We start from the raw sequence: 18,056 nt of genomic DNA, 5'->3' as shown, positions 1-18,056 counted from the left end.
AGGGAGCGCCGCCATGTTCGACATGATGGAAGCCACCCGGCTCGAGTCGCTGCATCTCTTCCAGGACCCGGCCACGGGACTCAAGGCCATCATCGCCATCCACAACTCCCGGCTCGGGCCGGCCCTGGGGGGCTGTCGCTACCTGCCCTATCCGAGTCAGGATGCCGCACTGCGCGACGCCGCACGCCTGGCCCAGGGCATGAGCTACAAGGCGGCGCTGGCCGGCCTGCGCCAGGGGGGCGGCAAGGCGGTGATACTGCGCGCGCCTCACGTCAACAACCGTGGCGAACTCTTCGAGGCTTTCGGCCGCATGATCGACACCCTCGGCGGCGCCTACATCACGGCGGTGGACAGTGGCACCTCCAGCGCCGATATGGACTGCATTGCCCAGTTCACCCGTCATGTCACCAGCACCACCAGCGGTGGCGATCCTTCCCCGCATACCGCACTGGGCGTTTTCGCCGGCATTCGTGCCAGCGCCCAGGCGCGCCTGGGCAGTGATGATCTCGATGGGCTGCGTGTAGCGATTCAGGGGCTGGGGAACGTGGGCTATGCGCTGGCCGAACATCTGTCGGCCGCAGGGGCGGAACTGCTGGTCAGCGACATCGACGCAGGCAAGGTCCAATTGGCCGTGCAACAACTGGGCGCACGGCCGGTGCCCAACGAAGCGCTGCTCACCACGCCATGCGACATCCTTGCGCCCTGTGGGTTGGGCGGTGTGCTGACGTCGCAGGTGGTCGGCCACCTGCGCTGCGCTGCCGTCGCCGGGGCGGCCAATAATCAGCTGGCGCACCCTGAGGTGTCGGATGAACTGGAGGGCAGGGGCATCCTCTACGCGCCGGACTACGTGATCAACTCCGGTGGCTTGATCTACGTGGCCCTGCAGCACCAGGGCGAGTCACTGCCGACCATTACCGCGCACCTGTCTCGTATCGCCGAGCGCCTGACCGAAGTCTATGCCCACGCACAGGCCGATCATCTGTCGCCGGCCCGGGTAGCCGACAAGCTGGCTGAGCGGATTCTCTACGGGGAATATTCGGGGCACTGAGCTTCGTGCCGCCGTACGTCACTCCTCGGCGGCGCCCTCGCTGAAGATGTCGTTGAGCGCATCGGGCTGGTTCTTGAAGGCCCGGGCGAAGGCGTCGCGATTCTTGGCCATGAAGATGCCGATCTCCTCGAGCTGATCTTCCTTGAGCGAAGGCACCGCCTTCTCCAGTACCTCGGCCAGCGTTTCCGCCAGTTCCAGCATCTTGTCGTGCCGGTCGGCTTCTGCCTTATCCATGAACAGGCGCTCCGGATCGCGGCTGCTGCGGTACACCACTTCGACGGCCATTCATCACCTCTGTGCCTTCTCTTTGATTGGGGGGAGCAAATTTACTGGTTGTTTATACAGTAAATTGATTGCGCAATGCTACTGCTGGTGTGCGAATCGTTGTCAGCAGCGTAGACGCAGGAAGGGGAAGTGCCTGTATCTGGCCACCATCGGTGGGCGGCCCAAAGCGGTGCGCACGCCCTGTGGGCGCGCGCCAGCGAGCCAGGTGACTGGCGCAATGAATCGTCAGTCAGATGGCTCTGAGGGAAGCAATTCTTGCAGAGGGGAACGTCAGGACGCGATCGGCAGGCCTTTATCGCCGCGCGTCATGGCAGCCAGCAGCTGCGGCGCTGTGCCGCCTTGCTCGATGGCGATGCCGAACCGGATGCTCTGGATAAAGCGCTGGAGTTGCTCCGGGTCCTGCAGCTGGGGATTGCGGATCAGGCGGCGCGCGATCACACCCTCTTCGGTGGAGAGGGTAAGGACGATGCTGCCGTCGGGCCGTTCAACGCTGAAGTTGACGCGGTATTGGTCCTGAAAGGCGTCGGTCAGCGTCTGAAAGGGACTATCCATCACTCGTTCCTGCCTGTTGTGGGGCGTGCCTCTGGATGGACCGGGGCGCAGCCGAAAAAGTTCGCAGTCATATTCGCGCAGTCGATCTGTGCCATGACTGCGCAAGATCAATGGCGTAGCACTTGCAGGCTTCACGCCAACCAAGCCTTGTATTGCGGAGAACCGACGAATGAAACAGAACTGGGCCGAGCGCCTGAGCGAACGGATGCACGGCTGTGCCGAATCCCTGGGCAATCTGCTGGTGGAGGGCTTCCACTACCTGGCGCTGTTCGCCATCGGGGGCACGGTGTTCTGGTCGGCGGCGGTGGCCTTCGGCGAGATGGTCGGCAAGGGTCATGCGAGCATCGACGACATCCTGCTGCTGTTCATCTACCTCGAACTGGGTGCGATGGTCGGCATCTACTTCAAGACCAACCACATGCCGGTGCGCTTCCTGATCTACGTGGCGATGACCGCGCTGACCCGCCTGATGATCGCCGACATCCAGCACAACCACGTGCCCGACGACGGCATCATCCTGGTTTCGGTGGCATTGCTGCTGCTGGCGCTGGCGATCCTCGTGGTGCGTTACGCCTCCTCGCGCTTTCCCTCGCCGAGTTCCACGCAACGGGGTGGCGGTGAGCGCGATCTGATCAGCGACGACGAGCGCTGATCGCCCGCCGGCTTGATCCAGAGCCGCCGCTCGGGCGGCGGATGCACTACCATCGGTGCATCCGCCGCCTGAGAAGACCACTCCATGAAGGGATGGAAGCTGTTCGCACCCCTGCTGATCCTGGTGATCATCGCCATCACCCTTTACCTGCGCCTGCATACCCAGCCGCTGTTGCTGCAGGGTGAAGCGGACGCCACCAACGTGATTGTCGCCTCCAAGGCCAAGGGGCGGGTCGAAGTGCTGCATGTGCGGCGTGGCGACGACGTGAAGCAGGGCCAGGTGCTGATTTCCCTCAGCAGTCCGGAGCTAGAGGCCCAGCTGGATTCCCTGCGCGCTGCGCGCAACCAGGTGCAGGCCAATCTCGACGAATCTCTCCATGGCACCCGCGAGGAAACCCTGCGTGCCCTGCAGGCCAGCCTGTCCCAGGCCCAGGCCGAGCTGCGCAATGCCGAGCTGGAGTACCAGCGCAATGAAGAACTGGCCGGGCGCGGCTTCGTTTCCCAGGCGCAGATGGACCTTTCCCGGCGCGGCCGCGACGTGGCGCGCAACCGCGTCGCCGAGGCCCAGGCCAATCTCGACCAGGGCAACCAGGGCGACCGTGAGGAGCGCCGGCAGGCGCTGGAAGCTGCCGTGCGCCGGGCCGATGCGCAGATCCTCGAACTGCAGGCCCAGACCGACGACCTCAACGTGGTGGCACCGGTGGACGGCGAGGTCGGGCCGATCCCGGCGGAGCAGGGCGAACTGGTCAATGCCTACAGCCCGCTGCTCACGCTGGTGCGCCTGTCCGACAGTTATTTCGTCTTCAACCTGCGGGAAGACATCCTCGCGGATGTGAAGAAAGGCGATGAAGTGGCCATCCAGGTTCCGGCATTGAAGGGCGCCGAGGTGAAGGCCAAGGTCAGCTATATCGCACCTTTGGGCGACTTCGCGACCAAGCGTGCCACCCGTGCCACCGGTGACTTCGACCTGAAGACCTTCGAGGTCCGCCTTTATCCGGAGCAACCGGTGCCAGGCCTGCGACCCGGGATGAGCGCGCTGTGGCAGTGGAAGCAGTAAGAAGCAACCTGCGGCGCTTCGCCCAGGCCTTCGGTAGCGAGACGCGGGTCGCCCTGCGCAGCTGGACCATCCACTGGCTCGGCTGGCTCTGGCCGTTGCTGCTGTTCGTGGTGATCAGCGGCGTGTACCAGGCGGGCACGTTGCTGGACATGCCGGTGGCGGTGGTCGATGCCGACCACAGCAGCCTGTCGCGACGCATCGTTCGTGAGCTGGATGCCGGCTCCCACGCCAAGGTCGAGGTGCTCGGCGGCGGCCTGCAGGAAGGCCTGCGCCGCCTGCGCATGGCCGACGACTATGCGCTGCTATATATCCCCCGCGACTTCGAGGCGGATGCGCTGTCGGGTCGCCAGCCGGTTGCCGAGCTCTACTACAACTCGCTGTTCTATTCCGCCGGCTTCTACTCGACCCAGGATTTCAGCGGCCTGATGAGCTCGGTCAACGCCGAGTTGCGCCCACGCTTGGCCGTGGGTATGGATCGCAGCATGCCGGCGCTGGCCAGTATCAGCGTGTCCTATGAAAGCCTGTTCAATGCCAGCGGCAACTACATCTACTTCCAGCAGTTCGCCGCCATCGTGCATCTGCTGCAGCTGTTCGTGATCGTTGCCACGGTGCATGTGCTGGCCCGGGAGGCACCGGAGCTGCGTGCGTCCTCGCCACACATCCTGCGGGCCAAGGCCCTTGGGGCTCGTCTACTGGGCAAGATGGCGCCCTACACGTTGCTGTTCAGTACGTTGCTGATGGTCGAGCTGTTCCTGCTGGTGGAGATCAATGGCGCGCGGATCAATGGCAATCCGTGGTGGATGCTGGCGATCACCGTCTGCTATGTGGCAGCGGCGCAGAGCGTGGGGCTGATGCTGTTCATCTTTACTGCCAACCGCTTCAGCGCCTATTCGCTGATCGGCCTGCTGATCGGTGTGGCGCAGACCTATTCCGGCGTGTTGCTGCCGGAGCTGGCGATGCCGCAGATCGCCCGCATCATCTCCGAGGCCGAGCCGCTGACCCATACCCTGCACGGCCTGTTCGACCAGTTCCTGCGCAGGGCGCCGGCCGAGTCCGGGCTCTATACCTGCTGCAAGCTGCTGCTCTACCCGCTGATCGCCTACATGATCGCCAAGATGCGCCTGCGCCGGCGCCTCGACCTGAGCCCGGCGTAAGGTACCGCCATGCAGAACTTCTGGACCGTCTTCCGCCAGTCCCTGGGCAACATGCTCGGCAAGCCGCTGTGGCTGTTGATGGTGTTGTCGGTGACGCTGACCACCCTGCCATACGCCCATCGCACCATGGACGACCTGCCGGTGGCGGTGATCGACATGGATCACAGCTCGGTGTCCCGCGAGCTGATCCGCCAGCTCGACGCCGCGCCGAAGATCGCCGTGCGTGCCTACGACCAATTGCCTGAAGCCCAACGCGATCTCGCCTGGCGCGAGCTGTTCGGGATCGTGGTAATTCCCGTGGACTTCGAGAAGCGCGTGCTGCGTGGCGAGGCGGTCACCGTGCCGATCTTCGGCGATGCCACCAACCGCATGGCCAATGGGCAGATCCAGCAGGATATCAGTGCCACCTACACCGAACTGTCGCTGCGCTACAACCGCGAACGGCTGATGCGCGGGGGCTTCTCCGAGCAGCAGTCGAACGTCCTGCTGCAACCGACCATCGGCCAGCTCACCGACCTGTTCAACCCTGGCACCAGCTTCGCGGCCATTGTGCTGCCGGGGCTGGTGACGCTGATCCTGCAGCACAGCCTGTTGCTTTCCTGCACGCGGGTGAATCTCAACCTGCGCGGCGGCACGCCGCGTTCGCTGCGCCAGCCGGCGTCCACGCGCTTTGGCCGGTACGCCGCCCAGCTGTCGATCTGGACGGTGCTGGCGATGCTCTTCTATGTGATCTGGCCGTGGATGATGGGTTACCGGCAGACCGCGTCGTTCTTCATGCTGATGGGGCTGGTGTTGCCGTTCCTGCTGGCGGTGATCGCCATGAGCGAATTCATCGCCGAGGTGCTGCCCTCGGAAGAGGCGGTCTACCTGACCATGACCTTCATCACCCTGCCACTGTTCTACATGGCCGGCTTCACCTGGCCGCCCCAGGCCATGCCGCAGTGGGTGCAACTGCTGGCCGACGCGATACCGTCCACCTGGGCGATTCGCGCGGTGGTGGAAATGAACCAGATGAACCTGCCGCTCTCTGCCGTTGCCGACAGGATTCTCATCCTGTTCGCCATGGCGGCGGCTTACGGTTTACTGGGTACTCTGGTCTACCAGTACCGCAACTGGCGCTGGGACCAGCTCAAGGGCTGGTAGGCGGCCACTTTCGTTCTGCCCCCTGTTCGACGGCGTGCTCAGTGCCGCTACCGATACCCTGGCACTGCCGTATACGGTCTATCGCCAACAGCGCGACGGCAATATCGAGCTGACGCGCGACTGATCCGTCTAGAGTGAGAGTTCCTACCTCTGCGGGAGCTCTGTGATGAATCCATTGAATGGCAAGGTTGCGGTGGTCACCGGCGCGGCCAGCGGCATCGGCAGGCAGATCGCGCTGACGCTGGCGCAGGCGGGCGCGGCCGTGGCCATCGCCGACCTGCAGCAGGGCGCCGCCCAGCGTGTGGTGGATGAGATCGGGGCAGCCGGCGGAAAGGCCCTGGCGGTGGTCATGGACGTCACCGACGAGCAGGCGGTGGACAATGGCATCGATCAGGTGGCCGCCACTTTCGGCGGCATCGACATCCTGGTCTCCAACGCCGGCATCCAGATCGTCAACCCGATCCAGGACTTCGCCTTCGCTGACTGGAAGAAGATGCTCGCCATCCACCTGGACGGCGCCTTCCTCACCACCCGCGCCGTGCTGCGCCATATGTACCCGGCCAGGCGCGGTGGTGTGGTGATCTACATGGGCTCGGTGCATTCCCATGAAGCTTCGCCGCTGAAGTCCGCCTACGTCACCGCCAAGCACGGCCTGCTCGGGCTGGCTCGCACCCTGGCCAAGGAGGGCGGGCCGCAGGGCGTGCGCTCCCATGTGGTCTGCCCCGGCTTCGTGCGCACGCCGCTGGTGGAGAAGCAGATCCCCGAGCAGGCGAAGGAACTGGGCATCAGCGAGGAAGCGGTGGTCAAGCAGGTGATGCTCGGCGGCACCGTGGATGGCGAGTTCACCACCGTGGAGGATGTGGCGCAGACGGTGCTGTTCCTGGCCAGCTTCCCCTCGGCGGCGCTCACCGGGCAGTCGGTGCTGGTCAGCCATGGCTGGGGGATGCGCTGAAGTGCAGGCGTAGCGCCAGAAAAAAGCCCCGGCTCAATCGACAGGCGAGCCAGGGCTTGGGAACAACATCTGCGCCGGCAAGCGCTCCGGTTCTCCTGGAATTTCTGCCTGTTCCGGGGCGGGGCTGATTGATTCGGCGCAGTAGTAGATTCCCCTGGATCGGGGCCGAGCGATGTAGTGGGTTTACCGTTCGGTCTGTCAGGCAATTCCCCATCGGCTGGCACGTCCGATTTGCCGTCGGGCGATTGCTGCTGGCTCGTCGTCCCCGGTGGCGACAAATGGCACTTCCGTCCCTGCCGATGATCGTCACGACACACATGGTGCTTGCCGTGGCGGGGCCGCCATGGCGCATCGTTTTCAAACAATAATATTTCGTATTCAATATGAAAAGCCTGCTGCTGCTCGCCGGTACCGCGGCGGTGGTGGGCAGTGGCAGCCTGGGCCTGCGCGACTCGCCCTGGCTGGCGCAGCAGCGCACCTCGGTGGGAGAGCGCCAACGCATCGCCCTGCCTGATGGTGGCTGGCTGCAACTCAACACCGACAGCGCCGTGGATATAGCCTACGACGGCCACACTCGACGCGTGCGCCTGTACGCCGGCGAGCTGCTGGTACAGACCGCTCCGGACAGCGCCGGCCGTGCCTTCTGGGTCGATACGTCGCTGGGGCGCCTGCAGGCGCTGGGCACGCGATTCGCCGTACGCCTGGACGGCAGCGATGTGCGGCTTTCGGTGCAGGAGGGTGCGGTGGCGGTCATGCCGGCGCTGCGCCATGAGTCGGCCGGTGTCATCGAGGCCGGCCGCCAGGACCGTTTCGATCGCAAGGGCCTGTATGGCGAAACGACGCTGGAGGCCGATTCACTGGTGTGGAGCGAGGGCTGCCTGGTGGCGCGGCAGTGGACGCTCGGCCGCCTGTGTGCCGAACTGGCGCGCTATCGCCCCGGCGTGCTGCGCTGCGATCCGGCGGTCGCCAACCTGGCCATTTCCGGCGTGTTCCCCCTGGACCAGCCCGAGCAGGCCATTGCCGCGCTGCAACGCGGCCTGCCAGTGCGCGCGCAGTACCGTACGCGCTGGTGGGTGACGCTGGTGCCGTTGGCCTGAGGCCAATGTCCAAGGCTCCCGAGGCGAGCCTGTTCGTTTGCGCAACGCTCCGCTGGCAATCACACCGCCTTGGGCAGCGGTGCGAAGAGTGCGTCGATATCCGCGTCGTCCAGTTGCCAGTCGGCGCCGGTACCTTCGAGGATGCCGGCGGCCAGCGCGGCCTTGTCGCGCTGCAGCCGCTGGATCTTCTCTTCCACCGTGCCGCGGGCGATCAGCTTGTAGACGAATACCGGCTTGTCCTGGCCGATGCGGTAGGCACGGTCGCTGGCCTGGTTTTCCGCGGCCGGGTTCCACCAGGGGTCGTAGTGGATCACGGTATCGGCGGCGGTGAGGTTCAGGCCTACACCACCGGCCTTCAGGCTGATGAGGAACAGCGGCACGCGGCCTTCCTGGAAATCCTTCACCGGCGCGCGGCGGTCGCGGGTGTCGCCGGTGAGCAGGGCGTATTCCAGGTTGCGTTCGGCCAGCGCCTCGCCGATCAACGCGAGCATCGAGGTGAACTGCGAGAACACCAGTACGCGGCGGCCTTCGGCGAGCAGCTCTTCGAGCATGTCCAGCAGGTAGACCAGCTTGCCCGAGGTCACCGCGCGGGCGGATTTGCCGGTGGGCGGCGGCGCTTCCTTGTTCACCAGGCGGATGTCGCAGCAGACCTGGCGCAGCTTGAGCAGCGCCTCGAGGATGATGATGCGGCTGCGCGCCAGGCCTCGGCGGGCGATCTCGTCGCGCACTTTGCGGTCCAGCGCCAGGCGCACGGTTTCGTAGAGGTCGCGTTGCGCCTCGCTGAGTTCGATGTGCTGGATGAACTCGCTCTTGGGCGGCAGCTCCGAGGCGACCTGTTCCTTGGTGCGGCGCAGCAGGAGCGGGCGGATGCGCGCGGCCAGGTGCGCCAGGCGGCCCTGGTCGCCGTGGCGCTCGATGGGCGTGCGGTAGTCCACGGCGAACTGCCGGGCGTCGCCCAGCCAGCCCGGCAGCAGGAAGTGGAACAGCGACCACAGCTCGCCCAGGTGATTCTCCAGCGGCGTCCCGGTCAGGCACAGGCGATTGCGAGCGCGCAGGTGGCGCGCGGCCTGGGCCGCCTTGGTGGTGGCGTTCTTGATGTTCTGCGCCTCGTCGAGGATCAGCAGGTGATACTCGTGCTGCCCGAGCTTCTCGGCATCGCGCGGCAGCAGGGCATAGGTGGTGAGGATCAGGTCGTGTTCGGCGATCTTCGCGAACGCCTTGCGCCGGCCGGCTCCGTGCAATGCGAGCACGCGCAGCTGCGGAGTGAAGCGCTCGGCTTCGTCGAGCCAGTTGGGGATCAGGCTGGTGGGCATGATCACCAGCGCCGGGCTGGTCAGGCGCCCGGCCTGCTTTTCCAGCAGCACGTGGGCGAGGGACTGCAGCGTCTTGCCCAGGCCCATGTCGTCGGCGAGGATGCCGCTGGCGCCAACTTCGCGCAGCGTTTGCATCCAGCTCAGGCCCTCGTGCTGGTAGGCGCGCAGCTCGGCGTGGAGGCCGGCGGGGATCTGCGCCGGTTGCGCGCGGTAGTCGCGTAGGCGATGCGCTATTTCGCGCAATTGCTCGCCGCCCTGCCAGGTCAGCGGCAGTTCTTCCAGTTCGGTCAGGCGCGCGGCGTCCGGCGCGCCCATGCGCAGGCGGCGTACCGGCAGTTGTTCGCCAAGATAGAACTCGGACAGCGTGCCGAGCATCGGCTTGAGCTTGCCGAAGGGCAGCGAGACGCGCAGCGGTCGGTCGGAAGCGGTCTGCCAGGTGTGGATCGGGTTGCGCCCGGCATCCAGGCGCAGCACCAGTTGTTCATCGTCGGCATGGCGGGCGAGGGCGACCGGGTCGAGCAGCGCGGGCATGCGCCGGATCAGTTCGATCAGCGCCGGCAGCAGGCTGATGCGCCGGCCTTCCACCTCGATGCCCAGTTCCAGGTCGAACCACTGGCGGTCGTCGGTTTCCTCGATCTCGGCGTACCAGTTCTCCACCGGCGTGAGGTCGAAGACGAATTCGGGGCGGATGTCGATTTCCCAGCCCTGCTCGCGCAGCCGCGGCAGGCCTTCGCGCATGAACTCCTGCCAGGCGCTGTCGTCGGGCAGTTCGAACATTTCCCCGGCGCTGTCTTCCAGGGCATCGCTGCGGCGCATCGCCGGCTTGAAGCCGAGTTCACGCAGGTCCAGGCGCCAGGCCTGCTCCAGTTCCAGTTCGCGGCTGACACGGACGATCTGGTCATCGCGGAATACCCGGATCTCGCGGCCCGAGCGCGGGGTGACGCTGCCCGAGACCGGCATGTCGCCATACAGGAAGGCCAGCGCGGCGCGGTGCCGGGAGATGTTCTGCATGCGCCCGCTGCGCAGGTCGAAGCCGCTGTGCACGTGGCTGCCCAGGGTCAGCCGTGGCCGGGGCGCGAGTTCGTCGCGCTCCACGGCAGGCAATGGAGATTCGGCGGGTGGCTTCATCCGAGTGTCCTTCCGGCAGTCCAGCCGAGTACGCAAACGCCCGATGATACCGCGATTTTTCTCGGGCGGGACGCGGAAGGAAACCGGCGGTCAGCGGGCGAAGCGTTTCGCCCCGGCGACGCACAGCACCACGGCGACGGTGGCACCGGCCATCAGCGGGCTGATCTGCTCGTGCAGCAGCAGGCCGGCCAGCGCCAGGCCGAAGAACGGCTGCAACAGCTGCAGCTGGCCGACCGCGGCGATGCCGCCGGTGGCCAGGCCGTGGTACCAGAAGAAGAAGCCGATCAGCATGCTGAACAGCGACACGTAGCCCAGGCTCAGCCAGGCCGGCCAACTGGCGCCGCTGAAGGTCTGCGGCTGGGTGTACCAGGCCAGCGGCAGCATCAGCGGCAGGGACAGCACCAGCACCCAGCAGATCACCTGCCAGCTGCCCAGGTGACGGGCGATGCGGCCACCCTCGGCGTAGCCCAGGCCGCAGACGACGACGGCGGCCAGCATCAGCAGGTCGCCGGTGAAGTTGCCCGCGCCGCTCTGCGACAGGGCGAAGCCGGCCACCACGGCGCTGCCCAGCAGCGAGCAGATCCAGAACGCCGGGCGCGGCTGCTCGCCGGCGCGGATCACGCCGAACAGCGCGGTAGCCAGGGGCAGCAGGCCGACGAAGACGATGGCGTGGGCAGAGTTGACGTGCTTGAGCGCGAGCGCGGTGAGCAGCGGGAAACCCACCACCACGCCGCCGGCCACCACCAGCAGGGGAATCAGGTCCTTGCGCGCCGGCAGCTTCTGCCGCAGCAGGATGAGGATCGCCGCCGCCAGCAGGCCGGCGATGCTGGCGCGGGCCAGGGTGAGGAAGGTCGGATCGAAGTGGGCTACCGCTACCCGCGTTGCCGGGAGCGAGCCGCTGAAGATGAGCACGCCGAGAAAGCCACTGAGCCAGCCGCTGAGGTGGCTGTTCGAGGCGAGGGTGTGGGAGTTGTTCATGGGTAGCATCCGGCAGGAGAGCGAGCCTGGAGGATGCGCGCAGAGCCGCCGGGCGGCCAGTGACAGAAAGGTACAATTTGCGCAAACTGTCCGTAAATTATCCCGGTACAAAATCCAGGGGCAGGCGAGGGCGGCATGGGCAGGCCAAAGAGCACACGGGTCGATTCGGTAATGCAGCATGTGCGCGAGCGCCTGGCGGCGCGGGCGCTGGTGCCGGGGGAACGGCTGCCGTCGATTCGCCAGCTGGCCGAGCAGCTGGAGGTGTCCAAGACCACCGTCGTGGAGGCCTACGACCGGCTGGCCGCCGACGGTGTGATCGCTGCGCGGCGTGGCTCCGGTTTCTATGTGGCCGGCCATGCGCCGCCGCTGTCCCTGGCGGACGTCGGCCCGACGCTGGACCGCAGCATCGACCCGCTGTGGATTTCCCGGCAATCCCTGGAAGCCGCGGATACCTCGCTCAAGCCCGGTTGCGGCTGGCTGCCGCCGTCCTGGCTGCCGGAAGAGGAGCTGCGCCGCGCGTTGCGGCAGATTGCCCGCGCGCCGCACTCCAGCCTGCTGGAATATGGTCGCCCCTACGGCCACTCCGGCCTGCGCGAACAGCTGGCGCGGCGGCTGGGCGATTACGGCGTGCCGGTGGGCCCGCAGCAGATAGTGCTGACCGACAACGGCACCCAGGCCATCGACCTGATCTGCCGCTTTCTGCTGGAGCCCGGTGACTGCGTGCTGGTGGACGACCCGGGCTACTTCAACTTCCAGGCACTGTTGCGTGCCCATCGGGTGCAGGTCGTCGGTGTGCCCTATACGCCGACCGGGCCGGACGTCGCCGCCATGGCTGGCCTGCTGGAGCAGCACCGCCCGCGCCTGTACATCACCAACTCGGCCTTCCATAACCCCACCGGCGCGGTGCTCTCGCCGCTGGTCGCCCATCGCTTGCTGAAGCTGGCCGAGGCCCATGACCTGCTGATCGTCGAGGACGATATCTTCGGCGACTTCGAGCACGAAAGTGCGCCGCGCCTGTCGGCCTTCGACGGGCTGGAGCGGGTGATCCAGGTCGGCAGCTTCTCCAAGACGCTGTCGGCTTCGGTGCGCTGCGGCTACATCGCCACCCAGCCGGAATGGTGCGAGCGCCTGGTGGACCTGAAGCTGGCGACCAGCTTCGGCAACAGCCCCTTCAGTGCCGAGATGCTCTTCGAGCTGCTGCGCAAGGGCAGCTACCGCCGCCACCTGGACAGCCTGCGCGGGCGCCTGGCCGACGCCATGGGCGAGACGCTGTTGCGCTTGCGCGCGCTGGATATCCAGCCCTGGCTGGAGCCGCGCGGCGGGGTGTTCGTCTGGGCCTGCCTGCCGGGAGGGCTGGACGCCGCCGAAGTCTCGCGCGCGGCCCTGGCGGACAACCTGGTGCTGGCGCCGGGCAACGTTTTCAGCCTGAGCCAGAGCGCCACCGGTTACCTGCGCTTCAACGTCGCGCAGTGCCTGTCGCCTCGTGTGTTCGAGGGGCTGGAGCGGGCCATGGGGCAGGTGGCGAATCGCCCGTAAAGGCGATAACTCCTGTATCGACCGAAACGGCTGCGGAAAATTGAACAGTTGTACAAGGGAATCTGAAAAATACCACTTCACGGTCGAACGGGTGGGTGAACTGCCAGCAGGAGCGAAGCTCTAGGATTATCGATTCAGCCGTTCGGGGCGCACTGAGCATCCCGAGGTGAATCGTTGGATCAGAAAAAGAGGACACCCCATGGCCGAGCCGTGCCAGTTGTACCTGAAGGTTGCCATCAGCCGCTTCAGGTTTGAGGCCTTTCTTTCCCAGGAGGCGGGTTCCGCCGCGTGTTTTGGCGATCTCGAGCGATGGCTGGATGGCGATCACCACCGGCGAGGCGGCCTCACCTGGAGCGAACTCTGCGAACTGGGGCAGGGCACCACCGCGGCGGCCTGGGTCGCGGGCTGGAGCCGGCACCTGCGCTCGCCGGCCTGGAACCACTACGACGATGCGACCCAGACCTGGAGCCTGGGCGTGCTGGAGTTCACCGAAAGGCGCGACTGGATCATCGGTGCGATCAACGTGCTGCGCAGAATCGCTGAGTACAAGGACCTACCGGACACGGACTATCTGCTGATCTACGAATACCTGTTCGGCAAAGGCACGGTGGTGGCCTCCGTCGAACTGACACCCGGTGCTTCCCGGATACTGCCGGGGCCGCCGCCCCTGCGTGTCACGGCCGAGGCCGACCTGATGATGAACAGTCTGTTGCGCGCCATGGATGTGACCGCGGCCTATGCCGTTCAGCGAATTTCCGACACAGATACTCACAAACGGCGCTGCTGAGTTCTTTTAATTGAGAAGCAATATCATATAATTCCGCTTTTCAATCACGCGCCTGGGCTGTGCCCGGGCCGCCTCGCAGGATTCACCTCGATGTGCGTCTCACCGCGCCTGAACCGTTCGAGCACCCAACCATGAGCGCAACCCAGGCCGGCGTCATCGCTGCCCGCATCCTCAGCGCCGTGGTCGGCGGCTATGCCCTGGCCTACACCGCCACTGCCTTCTTCAGCGTCTACCTGCCGATGTCGCGCTCGGATCGCGTGTCGCTGGCCAGCCTGGCCTGCTTCATCGTCTGGGTCGCGGCGATCCTCTACGCCTTCGGCGCGAAAAGCCCGTGGCGCGCGGTGTGGGTGCCGGTGGCGCTGAGCGTCGTGCTGGGCCTGGCCGCCTTCCTGCCGACCGCCTACGGGGTGCGCCCATGAGCCTGCGCCAATCCATGTCCGGCCTGCACACCTGGAGCGGGCTGCTGGTCAGCTGGATTCTCTTTGTCGTGCTGTTCTCCGGCACCGTCGCGGTGTTCGACAAGGAGCTCACCCGCTGGATGACGCCGCAGTTGCACACGCTGGACGAAGTGAAAGTCGGTGCCGACCAGGTGCGTGAGCTGATCGTCGAGCGTGCGCCCAAGGCCCACGGCTACTGGATGCACCCGCCCACCGAACGCATGCCGTACTGGACGGCTGGCTGGGAGCCGGCGGACTTCAGCGAGTTCCAGTCGTTCCTGGTGGACGCCCAGAGCGGCGAGGTATTGCCCAGGACCGTCGGCGGCAACTTCTTCCTCGAACTGCACTACGAGCTGCATGGCGGGATGATCGGCCTCTACATGGTCGGCGTGGCCGGTGTGTTCATGCTGGTGGCGCTGGTCAGCGGGGTGATCGTCCACCGGCGCATCTTCAAGGACTTCTTCACCCTGCGTCCGAAGGCGGCGAAGCAGCGCGCCTGGCTGGATGCGCACAACGTGCTGGGCGTGCTCGGCCTGCCGTTCCATCTGCTGATGGCGTACACGGGGCTGGCGATCTTCATCACCTTCTATATGACCGCCGGCATCAAGGTGGCCTACAAGAACGACATGGAGCATTTCTTCCATGACGTGCAGGGCGCCTTCGACCGTGAAGCGCTGGGCAAGCCGGCGAAGGCGACCAAGTCCATCGACAACATGATCCTCAAGGCCCGTGAAGCCTGGGGCGACGACAGCCAGGTCGGCTGGATCAATATCGAGAACCCGGGGGACGCCGGCGCGATGGTGCAGATCCGCAAGGCGGTGGACAAGGGCATGGTCAACGACCAGCGCACCGTGTCCTTCGACTCCGGCAGCGGCGCGCTGCTGCACGTGCAGAAGCCCTACAAGCCGGGCTACAAGACCTACGCCTGGTTGACCGGCCTGCACATGGCGCAGTTCGGCAACGACCTGCTGCGGGTGATGTATTTCGCCCTCGGCCTGGTGGGCTGCGTGATGGTGTTCGGCGGCCTGCAAGTCTGGGTGAGCAAGCGTGAAACCCGTGGCCACCGGGGCGTGGCGCTGGTACGCACGCTCAACGGCGCGGTGTGCGGCGGCCTCCCGGTCGCCTCGCTCGGCCTGCTCGCGGCTTCGCGACTGTTGCCGGCCGACCTGCTCCAGCGCACTCGCTGGGAGGCCACCGCCTTCGTGGTGATCTGGCTGCTGGCGCTGCTCCATGCGCTGCTGCGCCGGGGGAGCCGGGCCATGGCCCGCGAGCAGTTCGTCACCCTGGCAGCGCTGGCGTTATTACTGCCGGTGCTGAGTCTGTTCGGCCCCGAGCCGGGACGGATCACGACCCACTTCGCCAATGGCGACTGGACGATGGTCGGTATCGATCTTGGTCTGCTGCTGGTCGGCAGCCTCTGCGCCTTTCTTGGCTGGCGACTGGGCCAGGAGCGCGCCGAGCCCGCCCGCGCAGGTCGTGCCCGTAACGAGGAGTTCGCCTGATGCTGCTGGTGTTCGGTCTCAATCTGCTGGCGCTGGCGGCGGGCTGCCTGTCGCTGTCGCGCCATCACCGCGATCTGTTCGGTAATGCGCCCTCCGAGTCCCGTGTGCGTCTGCTGCGTATCGTGGCGCTGGTGGATGGCGCGCTGGCGCTGGCCTACGCGATCCACGTCATCGGCATGGAACTGGGCATCGTCTATTGGGCGTGCCTGTTGATGATCGCGGGGGCTGTGCTGGTCCTGCTGCTGGCCTGGCGGCCGCGCTGGGCGCTGCCGACGGCGGCGGCGATGCCGGTGATTGGTGGTGTGTTGGCCGTACTCGGCTGACGCTTCAAGCTTTTTATAGGAGCGAGCAAGCTCGCTCCTATAGGTCGGGTGTTCGCGCAGGATCGGCCAGCGGCCTACTCCTCGAACGCCTGCCGATATTCCCCCGGTGTGCCACCCACCACCGACCTGAAACGGTTGGCGAAATGACTGGCGCTGGAGAACCCGCACGCCAGCGCCACCTGGCTCAACGGTTGGCGCGTATCGCGCAGCAGGCGCTGCGCCAGGGCCACGCGGCGGGCCAGCACGTACTGGTGCGGCGGCATGCCGAAGCTTTCGCGGAACATCCGCGCGAAGTGGTATTCCGACAGCGCCGTCTGCATCGCCAGCTCGCCCAGCGACAATGGCTGGTCCAGGCGCTGCTCGATGTACTCGGCAATCCGCCGGCGCATCACCGGTGCCAATCCGCCCTTGAGCTTCAACCCTTCCCGCAGGCCGACCTGATTGAGCAACAGATGATCGATCAGGTCATGGGCCAGGGTACTGGTGCGGATGCGTTCGCCCGGCTCGTGCCAGTCCAGCTTCACCAGTTGGCGGAATCGCGCAGCCTGCTGCGGGTCATCGAGGAAGGTGCGTTCGTGCAGTTGCAGTTCGCGCGGCTCGCGGTCGAGCAGGCGGATGCAGCCGAGGGAGAACTGTTCCTGGCCGATATAGAGGTGCGCCAGGCGGATGTCGCCGTTGACGATCCAGGCCGACTCGGCGCCGGCCGGCATCACACAGAGTTTGTCTGGTGCACCCTTGCTGCCCGGCGCGCCGCGGCGAAAGGTGCCGGTGCCGTCGTTCAGGTAGCAGGACAGCGTGTGGTGGCTGGGCGCGTGGTAGTCGCGGGCATCGTGGCTGTTGCTCCAGATCGCCGCGGACAGCCCGTCGCCCAGCTCCGCGCAGCGCTCCAGGCGGGCGTTGGGCGAGGCGTTCATCGACTGGAAGACTTCTAGCTGCGAAATGGCTGACATGGGCGTTCCTCTGCTGCCTTCACTCTACCCGCGCGGGCGCGCCTCGCCAGCCCGGCTGTCGCAATAAGCGCAAGAATCTGCAAGCCGGTCCCGGGCCTGGGCGGGAGACTGTTTCTCCAGTCATCCGGAGATCGCCATGAATCTCTCGCTCTACCTGCTCACGGTGCTCATCTGGGGCACCACCTGGATCGCCATCAAGCTGCAGGTCGGCGCCGTCGCCATTCCGTTGTCCATCGCCTACCGCTTCAGCCTGGCGGCGCTGGTGCTGTTCGTCCTGCTGCTGGTGTCGCGGCGGCTGCAACCGCTGGGCCGGCGCGGGCAGGCGATCTGCTTCGCCCAGGGGTTGTGCCTGTTCTGCGTGAACTTCCTGTGCTTCTACACCGCGAGCCAATGGATCCCCAGCGGGCTGGTCGCCGTGGTGTTTTCCACCGCCACGCTGTGGAATGCGCTGAATGCGCGGATTTTCTTCGGCCAGCGCATTGCGCCCAACGTGCTGGGCGGCGGCGCATTCGGCCTTGCAGGGCTGGCGCTGCTGTTCTGGCCGGAGCTGTCAGGGCACCAGGCGACGCGGGAGACCTTCTACGGCCTGGGCCTGGCGCTGCTCGGCACCTTGTGTTTCTCGGCGGGCAACCTGTTGTCGAGCCTGCAGCAGAAGGCCGGGCTGCGGCCGCTGTCGACCAATGCCTGGGGCATGCTCTACGGCTCGCTGATCCTGCTGGGCATCTGCCTGGTGCGGGGCGTCCCGCTGACCTTCGACAGCAGCCCGCAGTACGTCTGGTCGCTGCTGTACCTGGCGATTCCCGGTTCGGTGATCGGCTTTACCGCCTACCTGACACTGGTCGGGCGCATGGGCCCGGAGCGCGCGGCCTATTGCACCGTGCTGTTCCCGGTGGTGGCGCTGAACGTCTCGGCCTTCGCCGAAGGTTACCAGTGGAGCCTGCCGGCGTTGGCCGGGCTGGGGCTGGTGATGGCCGGCAACGTCCTGGTGTTCCGCAAGCCCAGGCCGGTGCTGCAGCCGGCACGGGCGTGAACCTGTAGGAGCGAGCTTGCTCGCGAACAGCCTCACTGCGGGGCTGGTTCGCGAGCGAGCTCGCTCCTACATGGATATCCTGGCTTCAGCGCTGGGACATCAGCTTCGTAGGGCGAATAACGCGCCAGCGTTA

General features: G+C 66.1%; 18 protein-coding genes. 13 read left to right on the top strand and 5 right to left on the bottom strand.

What is annotated here, in order from left to right:
• The first annotated feature begins 13 nt into the window (after positions 1-13).
• Positions 14-1,048 carry a Glu/Leu/Phe/Val dehydrogenase family protein gene (locus PNI01S_RS17455; protein WP_024762710.1) on the top strand — a complete coding sequence of 345 codons (1,035 nt, stop codon included), beginning with the start codon at positions 14-16 and terminating at the stop codon, positions 1,046-1,048.
• A gap of 18 nt (positions 1,049-1,066) precedes the next feature.
• Here PNI01S_RS17455 and PNI01S_RS17450 read toward each other — a convergent pair whose 3' ends face one another.
• Complete coding sequence (locus PNI01S_RS17450) at positions 1,067-1,333, bottom strand: YebG family protein (RefSeq protein WP_024762711.1); 267 nt, start codon at positions 1,331-1,333, stop codon at positions 1,067-1,069.
• Between the two features lie 270 nt (positions 1,334-1,603).
• Positions 1,604-1,885, bottom strand: coding sequence for a DUF3509 domain-containing protein (locus PNI01S_RS17445; RefSeq protein ID WP_084358704.1), 282 nt, complete (start codon positions 1,883-1,885; stop codon positions 1,604-1,606).
• A gap of 169 nt (positions 1,886-2,054) precedes the next feature.
• On the opposite strand from PNI01S_RS17445, the gene PNI01S_RS17440 reads away from it, so the two are divergent.
• The 6 genes from PNI01S_RS17440 to PNI01S_RS17410 all read left to right on the top strand — a co-directional run bounded on the left by PNI01S_RS17440 (position 2,055) and on the right by PNI01S_RS17410 (position 7,939).
• Entirely contained in the window at positions 2,055-2,537 is a 483-nt protein-coding gene (locus PNI01S_RS17440; RefSeq protein ID WP_084358703.1) for a phosphate-starvation-inducible protein PsiE, read from the top strand.
• 84 nt (positions 2,538-2,621) lie between these two features.
• Positions 2,622-3,593, top strand: coding sequence for an HlyD family secretion protein (locus PNI01S_RS17435; RefSeq protein WP_065086658.1), 972 nt, complete (start codon positions 2,622-2,624; stop codon positions 3,591-3,593).
• The gene (locus PNI01S_RS17430) at positions 3,575-4,747 is read left to right on the top strand and encodes an ABC transporter permease (protein ID WP_024762715.1); all 1,173 of its coding nucleotides are present in this window, start codon (positions 3,575-3,577) and stop codon (positions 4,745-4,747) included. The genes PNI01S_RS17435 and PNI01S_RS17430 overlap by 19 nt, the downstream gene beginning before the upstream one ends.
• A gap of 9 nt (positions 4,748-4,756) precedes the next feature.
• Positions 4,757-5,890, top strand: a complete 1,134-nt coding sequence (locus tag PNI01S_RS17425) for an ABC transporter permease (protein WP_024762716.1) — start codon at positions 4,757-4,759, stop codon at positions 5,888-5,890.
• Positions 5,891-6,056: 166 nt separating this feature from the next.
• Positions 6,057-6,842 (top strand): 3-hydroxybutyrate dehydrogenase, encoded by a 786-nt coding sequence (locus PNI01S_RS17415; protein WP_084358702.1) that lies wholly within the window; start codon positions 6,057-6,059, stop codon positions 6,840-6,842.
• 383 nt (positions 6,843-7,225) lie between these two features.
• Positions 7,226-7,939, top strand: coding sequence for a FecR domain-containing protein (locus PNI01S_RS17410; RefSeq protein WP_084358701.1), 714 nt, complete (start codon positions 7,226-7,228; stop codon positions 7,937-7,939).
• Between the two features lie 59 nt (positions 7,940-7,998).
• On the opposite strand, the gene PNI01S_RS17405 is transcribed toward PNI01S_RS17410, so the two are convergent.
• Together PNI01S_RS17405 and PNI01S_RS17400 are read right to left on the bottom strand one after the other, a co-directional pair.
• Entirely contained in the window at positions 7,999-10,380 is a 2,382-nt protein-coding gene (locus PNI01S_RS17405) for a DEAD/DEAH box helicase (protein ID WP_084358700.1), read from the bottom strand.
• A 90-nt stretch (positions 10,381-10,470) separates the two neighbouring features.
• A complete protein-coding gene (locus PNI01S_RS17400; protein ID WP_084358699.1) occupies positions 10,471-11,358 on the bottom strand; it encodes a DMT family transporter in 888 nt (295 codons plus the stop codon).
• A gap of 135 nt (positions 11,359-11,493) precedes the next feature.
• Here PNI01S_RS17400 and PNI01S_RS17395 point away from each other — a divergent pair, with 135 nt between their 5' ends.
• The 5 genes from PNI01S_RS17395 to PNI01S_RS17375 all read left to right on the top strand — a co-directional run bounded on the left by PNI01S_RS17395 (position 11,494) and on the right by PNI01S_RS17375 (position 15,943).
• Positions 11,494-12,894 (top strand): aminotransferase-like domain-containing protein, encoded by a 1,401-nt coding sequence (locus PNI01S_RS17395; protein ID WP_037006574.1) that lies wholly within the window; start codon positions 11,494-11,496, stop codon positions 12,892-12,894.
• A 199-nt stretch (positions 12,895-13,093) separates the two neighbouring features.
• Entirely contained in the window at positions 13,094-13,681 is a 588-nt protein-coding gene (locus PNI01S_RS17390; protein ID WP_084358698.1) for a hypothetical protein, read from the top strand.
• Positions 13,682-13,812: 131 nt separating this feature from the next.
• The gene (locus tag PNI01S_RS17385; RefSeq protein ID WP_065086696.1) at positions 13,813-14,100 is read left to right on the top strand and encodes a DUF3649 domain-containing protein; all 288 of its coding nucleotides are present in this window, start codon (positions 13,813-13,815) and stop codon (positions 14,098-14,100) included.
• Positions 14,097-15,620: a PepSY-associated TM helix domain-containing protein gene (locus PNI01S_RS17380; protein WP_084358697.1), complete on the top strand. Its 1,524-nt coding sequence runs from the start codon at positions 14,097-14,099 to the stop codon at positions 15,618-15,620. Before PNI01S_RS17385 ends, PNI01S_RS17380 begins: the two co-directional genes overlap by 4 nt.
• On the top strand, positions 15,620-15,943 hold the full coding sequence (locus tag PNI01S_RS17375) for a DUF3325 domain-containing protein (protein WP_024762724.1): 324 nt from the start codon (positions 15,620-15,622) through the stop codon (positions 15,941-15,943). Before PNI01S_RS17380 ends, PNI01S_RS17375 begins: the two co-directional genes overlap by 1 nt.
• Positions 15,944-16,017: 74 nt before the next feature.
• Here the strand turns inward: PNI01S_RS17375 and PNI01S_RS17370 are convergent, their stop codons facing one another.
• Complete coding sequence (locus PNI01S_RS17370; protein ID WP_084358696.1) at positions 16,018-16,893, bottom strand: helix-turn-helix domain-containing protein; 876 nt, start codon at positions 16,891-16,893, stop codon at positions 16,018-16,020.
• Between the two features lie 136 nt (positions 16,894-17,029).
• Here PNI01S_RS17370 and PNI01S_RS17365 point away from each other — a divergent pair, with 136 nt between their 5' ends.
• Complete coding sequence (locus tag PNI01S_RS17365; protein ID WP_024762726.1) at positions 17,030-17,923, top strand: DMT family transporter; 894 nt, start codon at positions 17,030-17,032, stop codon at positions 17,921-17,923.
• Positions 17,924-18,056 lie beyond the last annotated feature (133 nt).

It is taken from the genome of Pseudomonas nitroreducens NBRC 12694 (assembly GCF_002091755.1).
Lineage (GTDB): Bacteria > Pseudomonadota > Gammaproteobacteria > Pseudomonadales > Pseudomonadaceae > Pseudomonas > Pseudomonas nitroreducens.
Note: the sequence above shows the minus strand (reverse complement) of the source record. Positions and strands in the feature narration are given on the sequence as shown.